Below are 20,809 nucleotides of genomic sequence, written 5' to 3'. Positions count from 1 at the left end.
AAATTTTCCAGGTTTTTTATTTTTATCAGCACTGGCTTGAGCTTTACTGGGCATGTAAGCATCAAATCCATTATCATGAAGATATTTAGCTGTGTCTTGGGTGTTAAATCCATTATCGGCTAATATTCTAGATTTGGTTAAATCATGATCTAGTATTTTTTGAAGTTGTTCTATTTGAATAGGTAATTGGTAGTGATCAGTAGGATCTTGTGTGATTGTTGAATTTAAAATTATTCCACTGTCACAGTCAACAACATTCTGTATATTGTATGATAGTTCTTTTCTACCTTTTTTATTCAGCATGAATCGTGCGTTAGGGTCTGTTAAGCTCACTCTAACTTTTTTATCTCTTGTTTTCTTATCTGATGATTTTTCACGTTGTTCTTTAATTTTTTGTCCTTCAGTTAGTGCATTTTTTAGCCTTGATCGTTCTTCTTTGCTGAAGTCTGATGGTTGAATTTTAACATCCTCTTTGTCTTTTGGATTGTTTGTAGCTTCGGATTTATTTTCTTCTTTGTTTTGTTCCACGAATTTTTTAGTTTTAGCTTTAAGGGTGAGTTTTTTAATGGCTTCATCTCCTCTTTTATCACCGTATTTTTCGTCTTCAAGCTCATCTAATTTCTCTGATTCTTCTAACATGTTATTAGCTGCTTCTACATAGTCTAGGGCGATTGTGCTTTGTGATGATGCATTGGCTTTAATTTTTGATCCATCAAAACCAAAATCGTTTAAAGTAGCTATTCCTACTCTTTGAGCTTCACGAACTGTGATAGCTAACATTTCTTCCATTAATTCTTTGTTTTCATTTCTAAAATTAATGAGAGTTCTGTATTTAGGTTTTTTCATCCCTGAAAGATACATGTACACAACATTTTCATGTATCGCCTTTTCAAGTTTACGACCAGACTTTATACCATCAATCTGACCCATAAGAATATTTCTAGCAAGCATTCTCCTAGAATAAGCTTTCTTACCTGGAGTATCCGAATATTTAGAATGCAAATCACCAAAATCATACCGACTAACCAATTCCTCAATAAAAAAACAAATATGATTATCTGGAATAAAGTCCCTCAAATTCAAAGGAAGTAAAAATACCTGACCAATACTATCTTCATGCAAAACCATAAACACCAACTCAACAAAAACTAAAAAACACTAATACTATATTACACCCCATAATATTTAAAACTAAGCATAACTAAAAAGAATCAAAAAATAATTATTGCACAGCCAATTTATTCTCTTTTTCATAGCAATATTATTGTATTATTTTTAATTGTTTTTTATTATTTGAATGTTCTATAACTCTATAAATGATTAAATAGTAATTATTCATGATTTAACTAATTTGTAAAATGAATCGCATTGTTAGTTTATTAATTTATTATTACTCTCAAAATTAGTATTATCAATATTAACTAAAATATTACTAATCTTAAAATTAGTATTAATTAATTATTATATTGAATTAATAAATTAATTTAGAATAAGTTAATAGTTATTTAATAGCTTAAAAATGTTTATTAAACAAAAAAGAGATAATTAGTTTATATATAGTAAATGAAATTAAAATAAAAATAAATTTAAGTATTAAACTTAAATTCGATTGTATGTACTATTTAGATTGTATGTACCATTTAATTAGCTAATTATCCTCATTTTTTGAGTTGTAACTCTATGGTTGAGACATTAGTTGAAACACCATCGTTACCAACAATTTCCTCAGTATTTATAGCTATGTTTTCAACATCCATATCTGGAATAAATCTATTTCTTACTATTTCTGCTACGTCAACAGCTCGACTTATTGCTCTTCCTCTGGCTTTTAAGATGACTTCACTTGTTCCGGTATTTATTTGGGTTACTACTGCGAGAACATAATTCATTACTGGTTTATTTCCGATGTATACAATATTTTCTTCTGACATTGATGTGACCTCCAAGATATAAACGACTGTTATATACATTTACTATTTATGGTTCTTAAAGTATTTATATTTTAGTATTTTGGAAAATTATTAGTCAGTTTATAAACCAATATTTGGAGGAATTAAATGATAGGTTAATCTAAATTTTGTAGTAACACTTTTTATTATATAATATTACTTGTAGATTATTACTTATTCAATAGTATTAGTTATTATGATTAGTATTATATTGGTATTATGTTATAATTGATATCATATGATTATATTATTATTAGTATTATTATTAGTATTATTATTAGTATTATTATTAGTATTATTATTAGTATTATTAGTATTATTAGTATTATTATTATTATTATTATTATTATTTAATGCCGCTGTGTTTTATGTTTAAAATTTTATTTATTGCGTTTAATATTGCTTCTACACTTGCCATTATAACATCATCTTGGGTTGATCTTCCTGTTGCTTGATTATTTTCTTCATCAGAAACCATTAGGAAAACTTCGGCTAATGCATCTGTTCCTCCTGTAATAGCTTCAATATTATATTCTTCAAGTTCGACATGGGTGAAATCTTGTACTAATGATTGAATAGCTTTTAGAGCTGCGTCTACTGGTCCTACTCCTATTTTTGAGATTTCTTTTATTTCCTCTTCAATTAATAGTTTTACTGTTGCTGTTGCCGATACAGATTCTCCAGTTATAACTGAAAGACCTAAGAGTTTAATGTATTCTTCCTCTGCTTTCCCAAGTACTGTTACAGCTATTGCTTTTAAATCAGCATCAGTAATTATTTTACCTTTATCTCCAAGAGCTTTAATTTGATCATAAACTGAACAGAACTGATTTTCATTCATATTAATATTATAATCCTTTAATTTTGATCTAAGTGCACTTGCCCCTGTATGCTTTCCTAAAGCTATTTTTCTTGTGTGTCCTACAAGTTCTGGAGCTATTGGTTCGTAAGTTGAAGCATTTTTCAATATTCCATCTACATGAATTCCAGACTCATGTGCAAAGGCATTTTCTCCAACAACTGGTTTGTTTGGTGGTATTTTAATACCAGTTATCTTAGAGACAAAATCAGATAAGTTAAATAGCTGTGTTGTGTCAATATTTATGTCTATTCCATATGCAACTTTCAAAGAAACTATAAACTCTTCAAGTGAGGCATTTCCTCCACGTTCTCCTATTCCATTAATGGTTACATGTGCTTGACTTGCTCCTGATTCAATAGCTATTAATGAATTGGATACTGCCAGACCAAAGTCATTGTGGCAGTGAACACTAATAGGGATTTTAATATTAGCTTTAAGTTTACTTATAAGTTCTTTTGTAGCAGAGGGAAATAGTATTCCTACAGTATCAGGCACATTAATCTTATCTGCTCCTGCTGATTCAACTGCATTGTAAATATCAATTAAATAATCTTCTTCAGTTCTTGTTGCATCTTCTGCTGAAAATTCACAAATAAGTCCATGATCTTTTGCATATTCAACAGCATTAACTGCCATGTCCATTATCTCTTCTTTAGATTTTCTTAATTTATACTCTCTGTGGAGTGGAGAAGTTCCAATAAATGTATGAACATATTCTAAATCACAGTCTAAAACATGGTCAATATCTCTCTTAAGAACTCTTGCAAGTCCACATAAATTAGCGTTTAATCCTTGTGCTTTAATAGATCTTGCAGATTCCATTTCACCTTCAGATACTGCAGGATATCCTATTTCAATTGTGTTCACTCCAATATCATCAAGTTTTTTAGCTATTTGGATTTTCTCATCCACAGTTAATGCTACTCCAGGAGCCTGTTCTCCATCACGAAGAGTCGTATCGAATATTTCAACTGTTTTTGGAAGATTCATAGATTTTTTAGCTTCTTCTATACTTTTAATAAACATTTAGTTCACAACATTACTATTAATACATTGATTTCACAAAACGATAAATTTAAGAAAATCTTCGATTGTTTAACATTTTAAGTTTAAAATGAATAAAAACTTTTATCTAACTTTCAAATCTTCGATTTAAAAAAATAGAAAATTTTGCAAAGTATCTAGTAAATTATAATTTGATTTAAATTTGTAAATTTACATTAGTTAAAAGTTTATCTTTTTATTATATAAAAAGTTACATTTATTATTACTTGTATTGTTGATATTATTACTTGTATTGTTGATATTATTACTTGTATTGTTGATATTATTACTTGTATTGTTGATATTATTACTTGTATTGTTGATATTATTACTTGTATTGTTGATATTATTACTTGTATTGTTGATATTATTACTTATATTATTATTTGTATTATTAATATTATAATTATTTATTAAACTCTAAATTAAACCCATCGATAACGTTATTAAGTTTCTAAGTCCTGGAGCTAAACCTAAAACAAACACTGTTAGTTTAAGAAGTCCTTTGATTATTGTGTCCTCAATATACTTATCAATTGCATATAGTGCCAGTAGAATAACTATTATTTTTAAGGGAAACATTGAAATAGCTGTGTTAACATTTGAATAAATTAGATTTGGAAGAACGTGCTGTTCATTATATCCGAAAAAATCAACCGCAATAAATGTTGAAGATGCATCTAATATGTGAGCAGATATAATTGAAAAATTGTACTTGTCTTTTAATAAATCCCATTTTAGTGATATGATAGCTATTATAATTGTTACAGTAATGAATGTTGCAACTACATAAGAAAGTGGAATTATATTAATCCCTTGAATATTAACTAAAACTGGAATAGCTACTATAATTCCGATTAAAAATATGATATATCTGTAATCAATATTTTTAGTTCTTTCAATCCATATACTTACAAATAATGATATTATTGTAAGTCCACCAATGATAAAATAAATTCCTGGGGTTATTAATAGCCAATTATATGGAAAAATACCATTATCAACAAGAGCACGGGTAGTAGAGCCTACGAAGATAAATGGAATAACCGAAAATATTAATTTAGATGGATCTTTGTCCAAATACTTAAAAAGTTTAATAACAAAGAATAATGCAATTATTAACAGTAAACCATATACTACTGTGTTAAAAACTGTATAACCTGAAAAAAAATATATTTGAAAGAAATTTACTATTTCACTGTAGATATCTGCCATTAAAAAGCTCCTTAATTTAAAATAGTTTATAACAGTTTATAACATGATTTATTTAATAAATCCTTTTGATTTTTTTATTGACAAATTCTCTAGCTATTAGGCGATTTGATGTTTTTTTACCTTTAGCTATTGTTTTACCTTTTTTAATAGCTTTTATAACATCTTCAGCTGAGTCACAGTCTATCTCAGTGTAACAGTCTCCAATGGATTCTATGAAATGGGAATCACTTGATCCTATCATTGGAATGTTTCTTTTAATAGCTATCTTTTTTGATTTTGCATTTGAGTATCCTAAGATATAGCGTGCATTTAAGACTTCCATAGCATCAACTTTAAGATTTTCTATTTTTTCTTTAATTAGAATGCCATGCCGATATCTTGTTAAGGGATGGGGAATAATAGCTATTCCTCCAAGGTCATGGATTTTCTCAATTGTCTCATCTGCAGGTAATCCTTTTTCTATATCTTCCGCAACTCCAAATCCTAAAATATGACCAGTTTTTGATGAAATTTCTATGGAACTTATTACTTCTATATCTTTTAGTTTTTTAGCTTCTTTAATAGCTATTTGAGAACCTTTTATAGTGTTGTGATCACTAATAGCTATGTAATCAAGACCAATTTTTTTTGCTTGTTTTAATATTTCAAGTGGTGAGTTTTTACCATCTCCTGAATATTTACTATGAATATGAGGGTCTAACTTCATTTTATTATCTCATTAAATCTTATTAAAGCTCATTAAATGAATTATTATGTATTATACTCTTTTGATAATTGGTTTGTTAATTAATTTTATTGGATGATATGATAATTTGTTGATTAATTATCTATGATTATTTGTTATTAATAAAAGTATTTCTTATACTTGAATTTCTTATACTTGAGGATTAATTCTATAATTAGTATTTATATAGATGAATCGTAAATTATAAATATTAATAATTATATATTATAATCTAATATTTACTTAAATTAATATAATTATCAAGTATTTAATATAGTTATCAAAGATTTATATATAATTATTAAGTATTTAATATAGTTATCAAAGATTTATATATAATTATTAAAAATTTAATTATATTATTCACAATTTGCACATGTTCTTTAATTCTTTTTAATGAATTGTTATTAAGTTTAATTTATAAATTATAACTTATTTATTTTGTCTTAGAACTTATAAGTAATAAGTTTCAAAAAAATTATACTTTAAATGAATCTAATGCTGTTTGATGGGTTCCTTCTATTTTTATGAAAGGTTCTGCTCTTTTCACAACTACTCCTATTGATTTAAGTTGATTTAAGTTATTAAATCTTTTTTTCTTTCTAATGTCTATAATCTTACGAGCAGATATAAGTCCGATACCTGGAACTCTTAACAACTCTTTAAATGAGGCTTGATTAACTTCAAGAGGAAATATATCTCTGTTTAATGCTGCTAAATACTTAGGATCTTCATCTAATGATAGAAAACCATCCTTATTAAATATTAACTCATCTGTATCAAATTTATACTGATTAATAAGAGCATCAGCATGGTACAGTTGATTTGTTCGTTGAGTATCACATTTTTCTCTCTTTTCAAGTGCTGTTCCAGTAACTGGAGAAAATGCACTGAAATAGCTACGTTTTAATCCTAATTTTTTATACATTGAGCTAATTGAACCTAATACTTCTTGATCTGATTCATTGTTTGCTCCAATTATAAGTTGTGTTGTGATTCCTGATGGTGCCAGTTTAGGATTTCTTTTTCCAAGTGTCTGAATCCATTTAAATCGCCTAACAATGTCTTTTTGGAAGTTTTTAGTTGAAGCTATTTCATTTAATCCATCAGGAGTTGCAGCTTCCATATTAATACTTATTCTATCTCCTAATGCCATAGACCTTTTAATAGAATCTTTTGAAGCTCCAGGAAGTATTTTAAGATGAATATAATCATTGTATCCATAATCTTTTCTAAGTAACTTAGCCACATCTATTATTTTCTCCATAGTATTATCGATGTTTTTAGAAATCCCTGAACTTAAAAAAAGACCGTTAACATAATCATTAGTATAGTAATGAAGAAATATTTTAGCTATTTCTTCTGGTGTAAGTTCTATGCGAGTAAAGTTCCTATCCTGCTGATTAATACAGTATTTACAATCATTAACACATTTATTAGTCATTAGTATTTTAAATAATGGTATTTTACACCCATTTAGTCCAGTGGTGTGATAAATTCCGGGGAGGTTTGCATCGGATTTTTTAATATGATTTGCAGAATCACAAAGGTCATATTGTGAGGAATCACATAAAATTTGTGCCTTTCTTAATGTTTCCATAGTATTATTATATATATTAAATATTATTTATTATTTTACATGAATTTAAAGGATACAATTTTTAAATTATCTAAAACTATTTAAATTTTTAGAATTAATAAAAACATTTTGTTGTTTTAAATGCTTATTTCTTTAAATTGCTTTTGACTAAACTTTTATTTCGAGACTGAAATTTAGATAAATCTTTGATTTATCGTTTTAAAAACTTTGTTTCAAATTATGATGTGTATATGGATTAAGTTGACTTTTTATATATTAATTAGCTGTTCTTTTATTAAGTATATTCTTCACTTCCAGGTATTATATTATTAAGTATTGTGCTCATCTTTTAATAGCTATTTATTTTAATATTTTCTTTCATATTTCATGTAGTTCTTTGATTTAATCTTAAATACTCTTTCAATTCTTTAGTTAAATCTAATATTAACTTATTGTATCTATACATTTAAATTTATTTATAAATCTATTAAAATGCTTTTCAATGCTTAAAACACTCAATTAATGGCTTTTTTCTCAAATGGACTAACTAAAACTTTATATAGAATGGTGGTTAATATAGTGTATGCATTTTGAAATTTATCTTAAATATTTATTATAAATTATTAAAATGTGGATTTGATTCAAAAATATGAATTAATTATTAATAGAATTAATTTTATTATTACTTTCTTTAATAGCTATTTAAGAGTTTTAGCTTATTAAAAGGTCTTATTGACTTATTATGAAGTAATATTTGAATTAATAGAAAACTATTATTGGTACATAATTACTCATATTTGAGGAGAGGCGGAAATGAATACAAATAAGAGATTTATATTAGTGATAGCTATATTTATTTTAGTTGCAATATCTTTAGTTCCTTTAATAACACCTGAGGTTGCAGCTATTCAGAGTTCTAATTCAACTACGAAGGTAGTCATGGACGAAGAAATTCCAGTTTCATGGAGTAATAAATATTATGAGAACTTGTATAAGGATGTTGGTCCAAAAGAAGTTCAAGTAGGGGCAAAACTAGTTAGAAGTGTTGGAAAATGTAGTTGTGGTACATTTTTAAAGTATGAATATCATGAAGCAAAATTTAGAAATTATTGTCCATATTGTAAGAAGGAAGGTACATTAATCTATGAACAGGGTCCAACTTGCCCAGAAGGAATGTGGGTTTGTAGAGAATGTGATGCTGATTTCTGTTTAGTCTCTGGTAAGGAACACATTCAAGGTAGCCAGGCACATCTTACAAAAGCGTAATTTAAAATCTTTATATGGATATTAATTTGTATACTAATTTATTACTAATTTTATTTTTTGTATTATTTTATTTTTATATTTTTTGATAAGATTTAATATTACGCTTTACTGTAAAATGCATACTAATCATTAGTACATTTTAAGGTATTAGTACATTTTAAGGCATTAATTAGACTTTAAGCAGTGATAATGAACTTATATCAAAATATGGCTCTTAAATCGTTTTTTATCATTTTAAACTGGATTGGGAAGGATTTTGAATCAAAATATAATATCGAATTTGTATGAACTTCCTGATATATTTGTAATACAATTTTTCTCAAGATACAAATTTTTACAGAATCATTTTAATTTATCACTGTTTAATTGTTTGGTTAATTTATTAATAAATGTAATTATTCCATAATATTTAATAATACTATTTATCTATGTATTTTCTATATATATTTTAGAAAATAATAATAAGTTTGTTTTAATATTTTTAAGCTAATTAATTTGTAGTATATCTAATATAAACATGCAATATTTAAAATATTTCTTTAATTTTATTAATTTTATTCTTAAAATTCATAAATAGCTATTTTCAAAGTTGTTAAAACTTATTGTAAATTCTATGTTTCATATACACTAAATAAGTAAAATACGGCTTAAAAAAAATTTTATAGTAAGATAATTTTAAATAAAATAGCTATTAACTACAATATTAATAGCTATTATTATATAGTATTATTATAATTAACCAATTTTTAATTTTACGTGCTTATGAAATAATTGGATGATTACAATTGGTTTTATACTATTTGTTTATATTATAACTATTAAAAAAAATTTTCATTTAATTAAAAAATTCATTTTGATTTAATTAAATAGAAAAGAACTGACTCATATATTATGCATATTATTAAAAAATGAATTATTTTGTTTGATTTAAATTGTCAAATAACTCCCATATTTCAGGATACTTCTGACTTACTGCATCATCAATTAAATTTGATGCTTCTTTACTTATGCTAAATTCTGGCTTTGTTTTCCTTAAGTATCTAAACACGGCTGCAGATTGAGCAGACCATAAAGTAATCCTAGGATTTTTCTCTATTATGCTAACAACTTCATCAACATTGTTTTTGTTTATTTCAGAAAATTCTGAAGTTTTTTCTTCTATTTCTTCGCTTTCATTACCTTTTTTCTCTTCTGGTCGTGATTCATTATTTGTTTTGATTGTGTTTGTCTTTTTAGATTCTTCTTCGTTTTGTACTGTAGATTGAGAACTTGTTTTAGTATCTTTACTTGTATTTTCACTTTTTTTAGCTTCAAATTCATTATTCTCAGAATTTTCTTTTTCTTCTTCCTTTTCTTCATCATAATTATTTTTGTTTTGTTTGGGCACTGATTTTTCTATTGTGTTACTAGCAGATTTGGTTAGAGCGTCAGTATTTTCGTTATTATGATTATTTTTATTATCTTTCTCTTGATGATTATTTTTATTACTATTATCTTCTTTGTTTTTGGAATCGTCTTTTGAGTTATTTTTTGAGTTATTTTCTAAAATATCTTCTAGTGTAAGTGAAGATATATCTTCGTCTTCGTTGATTTCAATATTTGGGATTAAAGAGTCTAATCCTCTACCTAGACCTGATCGTTTGTTTGCCATTTTCGCACCTTTAGTTGGTTTTAGCTGTAATTTCTAAGAATTCTTTTGCAAGTTTCATATATGCTTTAGTTCCTCTACTCTCGGGGTCATATGCTAAACATGGTTTTCCATAACTTGGGGCTTCAGCTAACTTAATATTTCGAGGAATAACTGTTTTGAAAATGTACTCACGATTTACAAAATATTTTTTAAGTTCACTATATACTTCTCTGCCTAATTTTGTTCTTGAATCATATAAAGTCAGAACTATTCCTCTAATAGGTGCTGGACTTTTTAATCTTTTCTCAACTAACTGGATAGTATTCATTAAGTCGGCAAGACCTTCTAATGAGTAATATTCTGCTTGTATTGGTATTATGAGTCCATCACATGCTACAAGTGCATTTACTGTAATAACACCAAGAGATGGAGGAACATCTATGATTATATAGTCAAAAAGATCTTTTACATTGCTTAATATGTCTTTTAAAACATTATAATACTCTGGATGTTTACTTAACTCCATTTCTACTCCACTTAATGATATGTTACTTGGAAGTACAAATAAATTCTTAATAAATGTAGGTTTTATGGCTTTTTCAACATTTACTTCTCCACTAATTGCAGAATATACAGTGTATTCCAGTTTTAACTTGTCAATTCCAAAACTGGTTGTCGCATTTGCTTGTGGATCCATATCCACCACTAAAACTTTTTTTCCCATTACAGTTAGGGATGTTGAAAAGTTAACAGCAGTAGTAGTTTTTCCACAGCCTCCTTTCTGGTTTATAATTGATAGTATCTCGCCCATGTTATCTTCCATATCTCAGATTATAAGAATGTTAATTTATTAAAAAGTTGTATCATGTTGATTTTATAATTTATACTATATAAGTTTTAAATTAAAAATTATTTCTTATACAATATAATTTCTAACTTATACTTTATCTCTTATACATTATATTTTATATGTTTTAACTTATATATAATACTTTATAATTAATAACTAATAACTAATATCTTATAATTTTTAATTAATAACTTAAAATTATTAACTTAAAATTTATCATTTATACTTTATAATATATACTTTATAATTTATTTCTTTTAATTTATCATTTATACTTTATAATATATACTTTATAATTTATTTCTTTTAATTTATCATTTATACTTTATAATATATACTTTATAATTTATTCCTTTTAATTTATTATTTATACTTTATAATTTATTTCTTTTAATTTATAATGTTTAACTTAAAATTATTAAGAAATAACTTAAAACTAATTATTTAAAATTTATAATTTAAAAATAATAAGTTATAACTAATAATAAATATGTTAAAATTTAGACATAATTAAAAAATTTATATACTTTATTAAGCTAATACTTGTCATGGGAAGATATATTGAACATCCTTTACTTAAACCAAATCTTACTGAAGCGAGGATTTATCAGCAAGTATTAGCTGCTGATGTATTAAAAAAAGGTAACACTATGATAGTAGCTCCAACTGCGCTTGGAAAAACATTAATAGCTATTTTAGTTGCAGCAGATAGCTTAGATAAACTTAAAGGTTCAAAGGTTCTTATTTTAGCACCTAGTAAACCATTAGCTATTCAGCATGAAGAGAACTTCAGACACTTTTTAACGGTTTCATGCACTTCAATTACTGGGGCTGTTAAAGTAGATGAGCGAAAAAAGCGATGGGATGAGTCTCAAATTATTTGTGCTACTCCTCAAACTGTTGAGTCAGATATTTTAAATGGTAGATACTCATTAAGTGACGTCTCACTTCTTGTTTTTGATGAATGCCACCATGCAGTAGGCTCTTATTCTTATGTTTATATAGCTGCAAGATACATGAATGAAAGTAAGAAATCTCTGATACTTGGCTTAACTGCTTCTCCAGGGTCAGATAAGGATAAAATTAAACATGTTTGTGAAAATTTATATATTCAAGAAGTTGTTGTAAAAACAGAGGATGATCATGATGTTAAACCCTATTTTAATCCAATAGAAATTGATTGGGTTAAAATAGAAATGGGAAAAGAACTTGAAAAAATAAGAGAACATATTAACAAAGCATTAAAACACAGGCTTAAAATGCTTAAAAACCTTAAAGTAATTCCAACAATAGCTGTAAACAAAACAGATATATTAAAAGCAAGAGGGAAAGTTCAAAATAGAATAGCTAGAGCAACAACACCTCCACAAGAATGTTACAGGGCAATTTCACTATTAAGTGCAGTTATAAATGTTCAACATTCATTAGAATTACTTGAAACCCAAGGAATAACTACATTAGACCAATATTTCCAAAGGTTAAAGAAAAAAAATACAAAAGCAGCGAAAGGTTTGTTATTAGATGCAGATTTTTCACAGGCAGTCTTTCTAACAGAACAAGCAAAAAGACATGGTTTAGAACACCCAAAAATCAGAAAATTAGTGGAAATATTAAAAGAAGAGTTAGATATTAAAGATAATAATCAAAAAACACTAAAAAATGAAAGTGATAGTGGAAGTAATACTAAAAATAAAAGTAAAATAATCGTTTTCACACAATTTAGAGATACATTAGAATTAATACATGAAAAATGTGAAGAAAATGGAATTAATTCAGTACGATTCTTTGGTCAAGGGAAAAGTGGTAATAAAAAAGGTTTAACTCAAAAAGAGCAACGTCAAATTATTAAATCATTTAAAGTAGGGACTTATGATGTATTAATATCAACAAGTGTTGCAGAAGAGGGGATTGATATTCCTGCAGTAGATCTTGTAATCTTATATGAACCAGTACCCTCAGAAGTACGAATGATTCAGAGAAGGGGACGAACTGGTCGTAAAACTACTGGATCAATGAAAGTTTTAATAACTAAAGGAACAAGAGATGAAGGATATTATTGGTCAAGTGTAAATAAAGAGAAAAAAATGAAATCTCAGCTTAAAATGAAAGATTCATTAATGAATTTAGATGTGAAACCTTTAACCCATGTTGAATCTGAAATTTTGCCTCCAAGCGATGAAATTGAAGAAGACAGTGGTGAAAGACTATTTAAAAAACTAGATCTTAAAAATGAAAAGGTAATAGTTTATGCCGATTCAAGAGAAGGGAATTCAAGAGTACTTAGAGCTTTAGACAGTCTTAAAGTGGATGTAAGAATTAAAGCACTTACTGTAGCTGATTATCAAGTAAGTGATGAAGTAGCTATTGAGAGAAAAACAGCTAAAGATTTTGTGGATTCAATTGTTGATAAACGATTATATAAACAAGCTAATTCACTTAGAGAAGAATTTAAAACTCCAATAATGATATTAGAAGGAGATGATTTCTATTCAGGATTTTTAAATCCTGATGCAATAAGGGGTTCAATAGCTTCAATTGCTGTAGATTTTGGAATTTCAATCATACCCACAAGAAATCCAGAAGATACTGCTGCAATGATTAAAAGAATAGCTATTCGCCAACAACAAGATCAAAAAGTAAATATTCAAATTAGAACAGAGAAAAAACCTGTTAATTTGTGGGAACAACAACTATTTATTGTAGAGTCCTTACCAAATATAGGTCCAGTAAGTGCAAAAAAACTTCTTGAAAAGTTTGGAACGATAGAAAATTTGATTAATGCATCAGAATCTGAGCTTCAAGAGATAGATGGAATAGGGAAAAAAATAGCTATTAACATTAAAAAAGTCTTAACAAGTAAATATTTACACTTTAAAGACGAAAATAGTGAGAATGAAAAGTTAATGTAATTAAAATTTAATCTTAGTGGAAGTATTTCTTAGTTTGATTTGCTTATTTTTTGAAATAGCTTTTGTTCAAACTTTTATTTCGTGCGGAAATTTAGAGAAATCTCTGATTTCTCGTTTTTAAAAGTTTGATTGATATGTTTAATAGTTAGAGTCTCATGGTGTTTTAATGAAAATAATAATTGATGAAAGAGGAAAAAAGTATATTGTAAATGGAGAATCTGATTTTCATAGTGATTTGGGTATTTTAAAGAAGGATTCTATTAAAAATGCATCAATTGGGGACACATTAACCACTCACTTAGATAAAGAATTTAAAGTCATAAAAGCTAATGTAAATGATTTCATTGATCTTATGACTAGACGATGTTCTATTTTAATTCAAAAGGACATAGGAGTTGTTATATCTCACACAGGAATTGGGTATGGTTCTCGTATAGTTGATGCTGGAACTGGTGCAGGAGCAATAGCATTAAACTTTGGGAATATCATTGGTGATACAGGTAAGGTATATACTTATGAAATAAGAGAAGATTTTGCTAAAATAGCTACTGAAAATATAGCTAATTTTGGCTTAAATAATATTGAAGTTAAAAACAAGGATATTAAAGAAGGTATTGATGAGAAAGAACTTGATTTAATATTTTTAGATCTTCCACAACCTTATGACATCTTTGAAAACTGCTACACTGCTCTAAATCTCGGAGGATGGATAGCTATTTATGCTCCATATATTGATCAAATTCAAACTTCATATAGAATAGCTAAAAAGATAGGTTTCACATCTATATCCATCATTGAAACTTTAGAACGAGAAATTGAAGTTAGAAATCAAGGTACTCGTCCTAAAACAAGAATGGTTGGACATAGTGGCTATTTATTATTTGCTCGTAAATTATGATTAATTTTAAATTAACTTAAATTTTATATATTTAATATAATTGTATTTCATTTCTTACAAAATAACTATTAAATAATTGAAATAGTCAACTATTATATATTGGTAGTGAAGACATACTATATAATAGCTTTAAACATACTTGAATATAATCCAAAGGGTGATTCAAATATTTAATCTTAGTAATGTTATATCCATCAAAGACTTTAAAAAAACTGATATTAATTATATTTTAGATGAAGCAAATGAACTTGAAGATGTAGCTAAGTCTTTAAAATTCTGTGATGAACTTAAAGGTAAAATATTAGGGATGATGTTCTTTGAACCATCTACAAGAACACGATTATCGTTTGAAACAGCTATGAAACGACTTGGAGGTAGTTGTGTTGGTTTTGCTGGAACTAATACCAGCTCTCTTTCTAAAGGTGAAAACATTGCAGATACTTCAAAAATGCTTGAAGCTTATGCAGATGTTTTAGTAATAAGACACCAATTAGAAGGTGCAGCTCGTTTTATCGCAGATATTGTGGATGTTCCTGTAATTAATGCAGGGGACGGTGCTGGTCAGCATCCTACCCAAACATTATTGGATCTTTACACTATAAGAAAAGAATTTGGTGATATTAAGGATATAAATATAGCACTTGTTGGTGATTTAAAATATGGTCGTACTGTCCATTCTCTTGCACATGCTCTTGGAATGTTTAATATTAAAATGAGTTTTGTAGCTCCAGAAGAGCTTAAAATGCCAAATGAAGTATTACACGATCTTAGAAAAAATAATATTCAATTTAATGAAACAAATAATTTAAGAGATGTTATTGATGATGTAGACGTTTTATATGTAACACGTATCCAAAAAGAGCGTTTTCCAGATGAAGAAGAATATTCAAAAATAAAAGGAGCTTATTTAATAAATAAAGAATTAATAGAAGGTAAAGATCTTATTGTTATGCATCCTCTTCCAAGAATTGATGAAATAGCTTATGATGTAGATAATACCATATATAATAAATATTTTGAACAGGCATTTTATGGTGTACCTGTTCGAATGGCGATTTTAAATAATCTTATTTCTTGGTAGGTAGTTATTGATATCAAAACAACCTTTATCTGCTTTTTTATGTCTTGCTGTATTATTCCTATTTTATTTTAATCTTTTTATTATTATATTTATTTTAATATTCCTTTGTTATTTCTTATTCATTATTCATTATTCTTGATTTTTTAAAATATAATTTTTTAATTTTTCAGATATTTCTTTATAATATGTAGTTTTTGTAATACTTTCATTTAATTTATCTTCTAATTCTTTGTATTGATTGTTTAGTTCTTTGTATTTCTTTTCAAGTTCAGGACTATTTTTTGTATTGATATTTTTAATATTTTTAATATTCTTGTTGATATCTGTTTTTATTTTGTAAAGTTCTTTCTGTAAATCAATAATCAATGTATTTGTGATGTTATCTTTCAAATCACTGATTTCTTTCTGTAATTCTTGAATTAAGTTATTATTTTGTTTAAATTCTTCTAATATTTCTTCTTTATCTATATTTTGAGTTTGTGATAATTCTATTTTAAGTTTTTCTGCTTCTTCTTTGTATTTTTCTATATTTTCTAAATCTAATTTTAGTACATTATTTTTTTCTATTATCTCTGTTAATCTTCTGTTTAATTTATTATTTTCTCTTTTAACATCATTTAATGATTTTATCATGTTTGTTTTTTCGTTTTCTAAGATGTTTGTTTTTGTTTCAATTGATGTTTTTTCTTGTAATGTATTGTTTAATTCTTCTTTTAAGCTGCTGTAATTTTCCCTTTCCTTTGTAATTTCGTATTTTAATATGCCGATTTCTTTTTCATAATCTGTATTGTTTTTATCATTCTCATTTTGAGCATTGTTTTGTGTTGCATTGTTAGATTCTTGAACTTCTTTTTCAAGGCTTTTTATTATTTCTTTTAAGTTTTCTACTTCTTTTTTGTCTTTTTCTGTTATTTCTTTTAAGTTTTCTACTTCTTTTTTGTCTTTTTCTGTTATTTTTTTTAAGTTTTCTATTTCTTTTTTGTATTTTTCTATTGTAGAATAGCTATTATCTAAATCTTTTTGTAGATTTGTGTTTTCTTCTGATTCTCCATTGTTGTTTTGATTTAGATTACTTAGCTCCTCACTGTATTTTGAATCTACTATAAGGACTTCTTGTGAATCTTTAAAGATATTTTCTTGTTTAGATATTGTGATTTGAACTTGTTCTGTTTTGTATTTCTTCTTTTTTCCGTCTTTAAGTGTTCTTACATACTCTCTTGAATATTTTTTAACTAATCCCTTTATAAACTCCATTGTAAGAACTCCTATATTTTTCTATTGTATAAATTATATTAGACCCTCAAGTATTTTTTCCTGTAGAAAGATAAATTAGTACAGATAAAATTATAAATAGCTATAAATATAAAATATTTGTTTTTATTGTTATATATTAGTAAATAAAAAAATATACTAATATGTATACAATAGTCAAATATTTATCTATTAGAACATTATGTACTTTCTTTATATATATAGTTATTCAATAGAATAATATTTGTAGAATATATTGTATACATAAAAAGTATTGATAGAATATATTTGATAAGTTTTTATATCAAATAACTATAATATTTTATTTCTTTTTGATAATACTTAATAATATTATTTATATCTAAAGAAAGATATATTATAACGTGATATTATGATTTTAGGAATATGTGGAAGCCCAAGAAAAGCAGCAACTAATCATGTTTTATCATATGCTTTGGAAAAGCTTGAAAATAATGGTTTTGAAACAAAATCATTTCTACTCAGGGCTAAAAAAATAGCACCATGCATTCACTGTGACTATTGTTTAAAACACAAAGAATGTGTCCAGAAAGATGACATGACAAACCTATATGCTCTTTTAAAAGAAGCAGAAGGAATAATAATGGCTACGCCAGTTTATAATGGAGGAATATCAGGTCAATTAAAATGTATAATGGATAGATGCAGAGCATTAGGTGCAGAAGACATAAATTCATTACGAGGTAAGATAGGTTTAGCTATTGCAGTTGGAGGAGATAGATCTGGAGGTCAAGAACCAGCTATTCAACAAATACATTCTTATTATATCTTAAATGGAATAGTTCCAATTAGTGGAGGTTCCTTTGGTGCTAATTTAGGTGCTTCTTTTTGGTCAAAAGATAAATTAGAAGAAGTAAAAAAAGATGAATATGGATTTAAAACATTAAATAAAACTTTAAAATACTTTACTAATTATTTAGAAAAATAGCTATTTATTTAAATCATAATAGTTATTAAATTCTTATTAAATTTTTTCTATTAATATTTATACACTTTAAAATTCATTTTCATCAACTAAATTTTAAAATTTTAACTAATATCTATTTTAAAACATCTTATTTATAATTTTTCAATTATACAATAGATTATATTTGATATACAATAAATTTTGCAATATATATTCCTTAAGTAATGTATTACATATATGATTATTAATATGATATAGTCAAAAATTCAAATTATATTATAAAGATTAAAAGTTTTTCCTGTAATATGAGAATAAAATTTAGTTATGATATTTGCAAAATTTTCTATTTTTTTTAAATCGAAGATTTTGAAAGTTAGATAATTTTTTTTATCGTTTTGCGAAATCCTGTTATAGTAATATATAATAGCTATGGAAAATAAAGAATTAACATTATAATTTTTATTGCACTTTTTGTATTTTTTAGGTGAATTTATGGCTTCGAAATTAGTTAGAGGTAGTTTTTTAATATTAGTTGGAAATTTGGTCTTCCGTGTTGGAGGATATGTTTATAGGTTCTTAATGGCCACATTACTTGGACCTTCTTCTTATGGTATTCTTGGTCTAACACTACCTTTACAGGGAATTTTCCAAGTATTGTCTGCAGGAGGACTTCCACCAGCAATAGCTAAATATGTTGCAGAGTACAATGCATTAGATGAACATGCACTTGCTAAGCAGTCTATATTCACCTCACTTAAAATAATGATATTTTTAGGACTTCTTTTTGGACTTTTAATGGTTTTTTTTGTAGCTCCATGGCTTGCTTTTGATGTTTTTAATAAACCATTGGCTTTATATCCTCTTCAGGCTGTTGGTCTTATTACTCCATTTAGCGTTATTGTAGGAGCTTTTAGAGGAGCATTTCAGGGAGTATATAAGATGGAATATATTCTTGCTTCTCGTACATTTGAACAAATTGGAATGATACTTTTTGCAACTGCTTTTGTGATTATAGGGCTTTCTGCACTGGGTGCGGTTCTTGGATCTGTTTTAGGATTTGTATTATCTGCAGTAGTTTCTTTAATACTCTTTAAAAAATACATGTGGAAATATATACCTCAGCCTGAAGAAAATGAGAAATTTTCAATAGCAGATGAGCTTAAACTTGCTAAAAAATTAATATTTTTCTCTGTTCCAGTTACAGTAACTGCTCTTGCTGAAATGGGGATTTATAGTATATGTACCTTTATAATGGGAATGTTTATAACTTCTTCAGAGATTGGTCACTTTACTGCTGCAGATCCAATAGCTAGATTACCTCTTGTAATTTCAATATCTGTTGCAACAACCATACTTCCAGCTTCATCTGAAGCATTTGCTCTTAAAAGCCAGGAACTTTTGGATAAATATGTTTCAATGTCTTATAAATACTCAATGCTACTTATAATTCCAATGTGTATAGGAATAGCTATGTTTTCAAAGCCTATTATGGAATTAGTTTACTTCTTAAGACCAGAATATGTATTGGGTGCTGGAGCATTAGCTATTCTTGTTCTTGGAATGAGTTTTTACTCCCTATTTGCAATTTCTGCAAGTATAATTCAAGGAATAGGAAATCCAAAGATTCCAATGTATGTTTTAATCTTTGGTGCAGTAGTTACATTTGTTCTTGGATGGTTTTTAATCCCACTTTTTGGTATTGAAGGAGGTGCACTTGCAACAACAATTGCATCCTTTTTAATTATGGTTCCAATTTTAGGATTCACTTTTCATTTAACTAAAACAACTCCACCTTACAAATTCCTAGGAAAACTAATAGTTGCGGCAATTATAATGGCTGTATTCATATATCTAATTCCAAGTACAATATTAGGGCTTGTTATAGGAATAATATTATGTCCAATTTTATACATAACTATATTAATACTAATAAAAGCATTTGACAAAAGTGATTTTGAATATATTCGTAATTTTTCAACTAAATTCGGACTAATATCTAAATTAGTTAATAAAATAGTAGATATGGCTGAAAAGAGATATTAATTGTTAATATCAATCAATTAATAAACCCGTCTATTCATAAAAAAGTATACTAAGGGATACTAAGGGCCATATATTTTTTAAATCAATTTAAATTTTATTATATATACATTTAAATTTTATTATATATGCAATTATGACTGTGTCAAAAACTTCAGGGTGAACAAGTGAAAAAATTCAATGAAAAGTACAACATATATATGTAATGTTCAGTATAATTCAAAAAAAAGTGAGTATAATAACATTAATTAAATGGAGGAAGAATATAGTTAAATCTATGCAAAGAGAAAACAAACTTCCTCCAAGTAATAATTTGAATGTTAAAATATATAATACTGATGGTACCAAGAGAGTTGTGATAGAAGAAGAAATATTATACTTAGATAATCGTGTAGACCCAACATATCATCAAACATTGGAAGAAATGACAGGTAGGAGTCTTAAATGTCGTTACATCGATAATAGTGATTTTAAATGTGAATGTTGTGGTTCAGACTCATTTAAAATACATGATTATGGTCTTAGAAATCTGAATAAAAATCAAAAAATAGAATCCACAATTTAC

At 26.6% G+C, this 20,809-nt stretch carries 16 protein-coding genes; 7 read left to right on the top strand and 9 right to left on the bottom strand.

Annotated elements, in window-relative coordinates:
* The 6 genes from MBFIL_RS05745 to MBFIL_RS05720 form a co-directional block, all read right to left on the bottom strand.
* Positions 1-1,128: transposase (locus MBFIL_RS05745; protein ID WP_066972349.1), on the bottom strand; the 1,128-nt coding region annotated here is incomplete at its 3' end.
* A 530-nt stretch (positions 1,129-1,658) separates the two neighbouring features.
* On the bottom strand, positions 1,659-1,931 hold the full coding sequence (gene albA / locus MBFIL_RS05740; RefSeq protein ID WP_066972346.1) for a DNA-binding protein Alba: 273 nt from the start codon (positions 1,929-1,931) through the stop codon (positions 1,659-1,661).
* Positions 1,932-2,295: 364 nt separating this feature from the next.
* Positions 2,296-3,837, bottom strand: a complete 1,542-nt coding sequence (locus tag MBFIL_RS05735; protein WP_066972344.1) for a 2-isopropylmalate synthase — start codon at positions 3,835-3,837, stop codon at positions 2,296-2,298.
* A gap of 438 nt (positions 3,838-4,275) precedes the next feature.
* On the bottom strand, positions 4,276-5,070 hold the full coding sequence (locus MBFIL_RS05730) for a DUF63 family protein (RefSeq protein WP_066972340.1): 795 nt from the start codon (positions 5,068-5,070) through the stop codon (positions 4,276-4,278).
* 52 nt (positions 5,071-5,122) lie between these two features.
* The gene (locus MBFIL_RS05725) at positions 5,123-5,776 is read right to left on the bottom strand and encodes a PHP domain-containing protein (protein ID WP_066972337.1); all 654 of its coding nucleotides are present in this window, start codon (positions 5,774-5,776) and stop codon (positions 5,123-5,125) included.
* A 496-nt stretch (positions 5,777-6,272) separates the two neighbouring features.
* Positions 6,273-7,394: a radical SAM protein gene (locus tag MBFIL_RS05720; RefSeq protein ID WP_066972334.1), complete on the bottom strand. Its 1,122-nt coding sequence runs from the start codon at positions 7,392-7,394 to the stop codon at positions 6,273-6,275.
* Positions 7,395-8,360: 966 nt separating this feature from the next.
* On the opposite strand from MBFIL_RS05720, the gene MBFIL_RS10585 reads away from it, so the two are divergent.
* A complete protein-coding gene (locus tag MBFIL_RS10585; RefSeq protein WP_157078697.1) occupies positions 8,361-8,639 on the top strand; it encodes a hypothetical protein in 279 nt (92 codons plus the stop codon).
* Positions 8,640-9,552: 913 nt separating this feature from the next.
* On the opposite strand, the gene MBFIL_RS10950 is transcribed toward MBFIL_RS10585, so the two are convergent.
* Together MBFIL_RS10950 and MBFIL_RS05705 are read right to left on the bottom strand one after the other, a co-directional pair.
* Positions 9,553-10,290: a hypothetical protein gene (locus tag MBFIL_RS10950; protein WP_066972328.1), complete on the bottom strand. Its 738-nt coding sequence runs from the start codon at positions 10,288-10,290 to the stop codon at positions 9,553-9,555.
* Between the two features lie 10 nt (positions 10,291-10,300).
* The gene (locus tag MBFIL_RS05705; protein ID WP_066972326.1) at positions 10,301-11,080 is read right to left on the bottom strand and encodes a ParA family protein; all 780 of its coding nucleotides are present in this window, start codon (positions 11,078-11,080) and stop codon (positions 10,301-10,303) included.
* Between the two features lie 587 nt (positions 11,081-11,667).
* Here MBFIL_RS05705 and MBFIL_RS05700 point away from each other — a divergent pair.
* The 3 genes from MBFIL_RS05700 to pyrB all read left to right on the top strand — a co-directional run bounded on the left by MBFIL_RS05700 (position 11,668) and on the right by pyrB (position 16,007).
* Complete coding sequence (locus tag MBFIL_RS05700; RefSeq protein ID WP_066972323.1) at positions 11,668-14,028, top strand: DEAD/DEAH box helicase; 2,361 nt, start codon at positions 11,668-11,670, stop codon at positions 14,026-14,028.
* Positions 14,029-14,194: 166 nt separating this feature from the next.
* Positions 14,195-14,926, top strand: coding sequence for a tRNA (adenine-N1)-methyltransferase (locus MBFIL_RS05695; protein ID WP_066972319.1), 732 nt, complete (start codon positions 14,195-14,197; stop codon positions 14,924-14,926).
* A gap of 157 nt (positions 14,927-15,083) precedes the next feature.
* Complete coding sequence (gene pyrB / locus MBFIL_RS05690; protein WP_066972351.1) at positions 15,084-16,007, top strand: aspartate carbamoyltransferase; 924 nt, start codon at positions 15,084-15,086, stop codon at positions 16,005-16,007.
* 129 nt (positions 16,008-16,136) lie between these two features.
* On the opposite strand, the gene MBFIL_RS05685 is transcribed toward pyrB, so the two are convergent.
* Positions 16,137-17,261, bottom strand: a complete 1,125-nt coding sequence (locus MBFIL_RS05685; RefSeq protein WP_066972316.1) for a hypothetical protein — start codon at positions 17,259-17,261, stop codon at positions 16,137-16,139.
* A gap of 385 nt (positions 17,262-17,646) precedes the next feature.
* On the opposite strand from MBFIL_RS05685, the gene MBFIL_RS05680 reads away from it, so the two are divergent.
* From MBFIL_RS05680 to MBFIL_RS05670, 3 genes are all read left to right on the top strand, one after another.
* The gene (locus tag MBFIL_RS05680) at positions 17,647-18,225 is read left to right on the top strand and encodes a flavodoxin family protein (protein WP_211261728.1); all 579 of its coding nucleotides are present in this window, start codon (positions 17,647-17,649) and stop codon (positions 18,223-18,225) included.
* Positions 18,226-18,696: 471 nt separating this feature from the next.
* Positions 18,697-20,247, top strand: coding sequence for a flippase (locus MBFIL_RS05675; protein ID WP_066972310.1), 1,551 nt, complete (start codon positions 18,697-18,699; stop codon positions 20,245-20,247).
* 202 nt (positions 20,248-20,449) lie between these two features.
* On the top strand, positions 20,450-20,809 hold a 360-nt coding region (locus MBFIL_RS05670), incomplete at its 3' end, for a hypothetical protein (RefSeq protein ID WP_211261725.1).

Origin of the sequence: Methanobrevibacter filiformis (genome assembly GCF_001639265.1) — an archaeon.
GTDB classification, from domain to species: domain Archaea; phylum Methanobacteriota; class Methanobacteria; order Methanobacteriales; family Methanobacteriaceae; genus Methanacia; species Methanacia filiformis.
The sequence above is the reverse complement of the archived record's forward strand: the minus strand, read 5'-3'. Positions and strand labels throughout refer to the sequence as shown.